This is a genomic window from Deltaproteobacteria bacterium, from assembly GCA_016219225.1.
Taxonomy (GTDB): Bacteria; Desulfobacterota; RBG-13-43-22; order RBG-13-43-22; family RBG-13-43-22; genus RBG-13-43-22.
The window spans coordinates 1-2,957 of record JACRBX010000283.1; the positions used below are offsets into that span (position 1 = coordinate 1).

Here is a 2,957-nt window from a genome sequence, read left to right on the forward strand (position 1 = left end):
AAAGGACTCGATAGATTTTGTCTCAATCTTTTCTTAAGATAGTCCGCAAACAGGAGGTCCTTTAATGATCGACAAGAAACCCATCAACCCTTTACGCATCCGAAAAATAACCGGAAGTTTTGCCTTTATCGAACACCGCTTCCGAAGCTTTATCAAGACCCTGACCCACCAAGAGCTTTTGCTCTACTTCTTCCTGGTATTAGCCTCCGACAAACAAGGGCTTTCTTATTATGCCCCGGACAGCATCTGCTCCTGCCTGAAGATCAGTCTGAAGCAGTATCTGAAAGCCCGGCAATCGTTGATCCGAAAGGACCTGATCGCTTTTGATGGTCAGTTATTCCAGGTCCTTTCTTTACCTTTTTTTACACCATGGGGGGGGTCTCTGTGATTGATCGCCGTACTATCTTCGAGATCCACCATCTGGCTCATGAAGGCTATGGTCTTCGTAAAATCGCCCGGACCCTCAGACTCAGCCGGGACAGTGTCAAACGATATTTAGATAACCCGAATCCGCCCAGACCGGTAACAGTCCGCACCAGCAAGCTGGATCCGTTTAAAAACGAGATCCAAAAGTACTTAGAGCAAGATCCCTCGGTCAGCGGTGCGGTTCTGTATCAACGCTTAAAGCCCCAGGGCTATACCGGGGGCAGGTCCATTCTGGGAGAATACCTGCAACAGATCAGACCCAAGAAGAAACGGGCCTATATCCGTTTCGAATCCTCTCCAGGAGAACAGTTCCAGATCGACTGGGGCCACTTCGATTCTTTGACTTATGGCCAGACCCCCCGAAAGCTCTACTGTCTGGCGGTCATCGAGGCCCATAGTCGGATGCTTTACGGGGAGTTCACCCACTCCCAAAAACAAGAGACCCTCCATCAGGGATTACTCAATGCCTTCCGTTTCTTTCAAGGCACCCCCAAGGAGATCGTTACCGATAATATGCTGACCGCCGTGATAGAGCGGGAAGGCCCTCTTATTCGCTTTAATGAGGCTTTCCTGGAATTCTTAAGACCCTTCCGGATCACCCCTAAGGCCTGCCATCCCTATCAACCTCACGAAAAAGGCAAGATCGAAAAAGGGGGGATTCATTACATCCGTCACAACTTCTGGCCTCTACGTTCCTTTACCGATCTGCTTGATGTCAATCGTCAGTTCTGGCACTGGTTAGATAACCAAGCCAATTGCCGACTCCATAGCACTACCGGTGAAAAACCGGGAACTCGCTTTAGACCCGACGCCCTTCAACCCCTGCCGGAGTTTACCCCCGACTGCCGGGAGACCCTTTCAGTCAAGGTCCACTCCGACTTCGCCATCCGTTTCGACAGCAACTTTTACTCCGTTCCTCCCTGGGCCATCGGTAAAACCGTTATCGTCAAGGCCGATGTAAAAACCGTCACCCTCTATCATCACGAAAAAACCCTGGCTACCCATACCCGCTGTTGGGAGAAAAAACAACGCCTGGAACTTCCGGCCCATCGGGAAGCCGCTTTTAAACGCCGGCCTCAGGAATGGCTGGCTGCGGAGGTCTCTTCTTTTATCTCCTAGGGGAAGAGGCCAAGGCCTTCCTGGAAGGGCTATCCCTCACTGGTCAGCCCATCAAAAAGAACCTGGCCAAACTCCTCGCCTTGAAGGACCGCTATGGAACCGCTTTATTGATCCAGGCTCTTAAGCGGGCCATGGTTCATCAGGCCTATGGCGCCCATTATGTGGAAAACATCCTCCATCAGGAAAAGTCCCCTAAACAAAATCATCCTCCGGTGCAACTCAAACGCCAGGACCTGAACCGTATCCGCCTGGAGGAGCCCCTCCTGGCCGAGTATGATGCTTATATCCTCAAACGAAAGGACTAATCATGTCTGACTTGGACACTCTTAAAGATAAACTTATCCAACTCCGTCTAAAAACCATGGCCCAACAACTGGACTCCGTCCTGGATCAGGCCGCTCAAAAAAATCTCAACCTGCCTGCCGCCTTGAACCGTCTGGCCGATTACGAACTGGAGGCCCGTCGTCAAACCGCTATCACTCTCCGTTATCGTCAATCTCTACTCAGCGACAAGTCGACTATCGACCAGTTCGACTTCCATCATCATAAGTCCCGGCTTGATCAGAAAACCCTCATCCTGAACTTATTCTCCCTCGATTTTATCACCAAGCATCAGGATATCATTCTCATCGGCAATCCCGGTACCGGTAAAACCTTCCTGGCCAAAGCCTTGGTCTTTGCTGCTTGTAATGCCAATATCAAGTGTCTCTTTTCCAATACCATGGATATGATCAATCATCTCATTGCCGCCGAGGCCGATCATTCTTTACTTAAAATGCTCCACTATTATCAATCTCCGGACCTCCTCGTATGTGACGAGTTGGGTTACCTATCCCTCGGTCCCCAGGGTTCACACCTTTTCTTCCAGGTCATCAGCCAAAGGCATACGGTTAAATCAACTCTGTTGACAACTAACTTGCCCTTTGCTGACTGGGGAAAGGTCTTCGATTCCACCCCGGTGGCCACGGCTATCGCTGACCGTCTTGTTCATAACTCCGAGGTCCTTATCCTGGGAGGGCCAAGCTATCGAAGAAAAAATAAAGCCTAACCTGTAAAATAATTTATGGCGGTAAACGTCCGGGGTGCACTCCATTCCTGGTGTTCCCCGTAGCGTCGTGGCTTGCTCTTAGGCCTGTCCCGTGTCGCTGAATACCGCTCTCATGACCCACTGGCCGGTTTCTTTTTCGGTAACTTTGGCTGGTTTCTTAACCGGCGATAATACAAAGAGAGTAGTTATCAAAATTAAAAGAGATAGTGTGGATCAAGCCCGTTTTATTGTACCTGGGATCGGTGGGTTGCATTTCATTCCACCCACCCTACGGGAACTAAGAGTTATTGGAAATCATGATGAAGTTTTAAAGAACCCTTAGCATTTCTCCATCCCAATCCCGAAGGCGGGGTAAAAGAGAAAG

Annotated in this window: 4 protein-coding genes; all 4 read left to right on the top strand. The window is 49.8% G+C overall.

The genetic code is table 11. The features are described from left to right. Window positions 1-64: 64 nt before the first annotated feature. The 4 genes from HY879_23355 to HY879_23370 are packed head-to-tail and all read left to right on the top strand — an operon-like array spanning window position 65 to window position 2,593. Window positions 65-388 (top strand): hypothetical protein, encoded by a 324-nt coding sequence (locus HY879_23355; protein ID MBI5606283.1) that lies wholly within the window; start codon window positions 65-67, stop codon window positions 386-388. After that, window positions 385-1,545 carry an IS21 family transposase gene (locus HY879_23360; protein ID MBI5606284.1) on the top strand — a complete coding sequence of 387 codons (1,161 nt, stop codon included), beginning with the start codon at window positions 385-387 and terminating at the stop codon, window positions 1,543-1,545. Before HY879_23355 ends, HY879_23360 begins: the two co-directional genes overlap by 4 nt. Continuing rightward, the gene (locus tag HY879_23365) at window positions 1,509-1,850 is read left to right on the top strand and encodes a hypothetical protein (GenBank protein MBI5606285.1); all 342 of its coding nucleotides are present in this window, start codon (window positions 1,509-1,511) and stop codon (window positions 1,848-1,850) included. Before HY879_23360 ends, HY879_23365 begins: the two co-directional genes overlap by 37 nt. A gap of 2 nt (window positions 1,851-1,852) precedes the next feature. Beyond that, window positions 1,853-2,593 carry an ATP-binding protein gene (locus HY879_23370; protein MBI5606286.1) on the top strand — a complete coding sequence of 247 codons (741 nt, stop codon included), beginning with the start codon at window positions 1,853-1,855 and terminating at the stop codon, window positions 2,591-2,593. Window positions 2,594-2,957: the final 364 nt, after the last annotated feature.

Excerpts from the sequence above, each read along its gene's own strand:
- HY879_23370 (MBI5606286.1), top strand. The coding sequence starts at position 1,853 with ATGTCTGACTTGGACACTCTTAAAGATAAACTTATCCAACTCCGTCTA.
- HY879_23365 (MBI5606285.1), top strand. The coding sequence starts at position 1,509 with ATGGCTGGCTGCGGAGGTCTCTTCTTTTATCTCCTAGGGGAAGAGGCC.
- HY879_23355 (MBI5606283.1), top strand. The coding sequence starts at position 65 with ATGATCGACAAGAAACCCATCAACCCTTTACGCATCCGAAAAATAACC.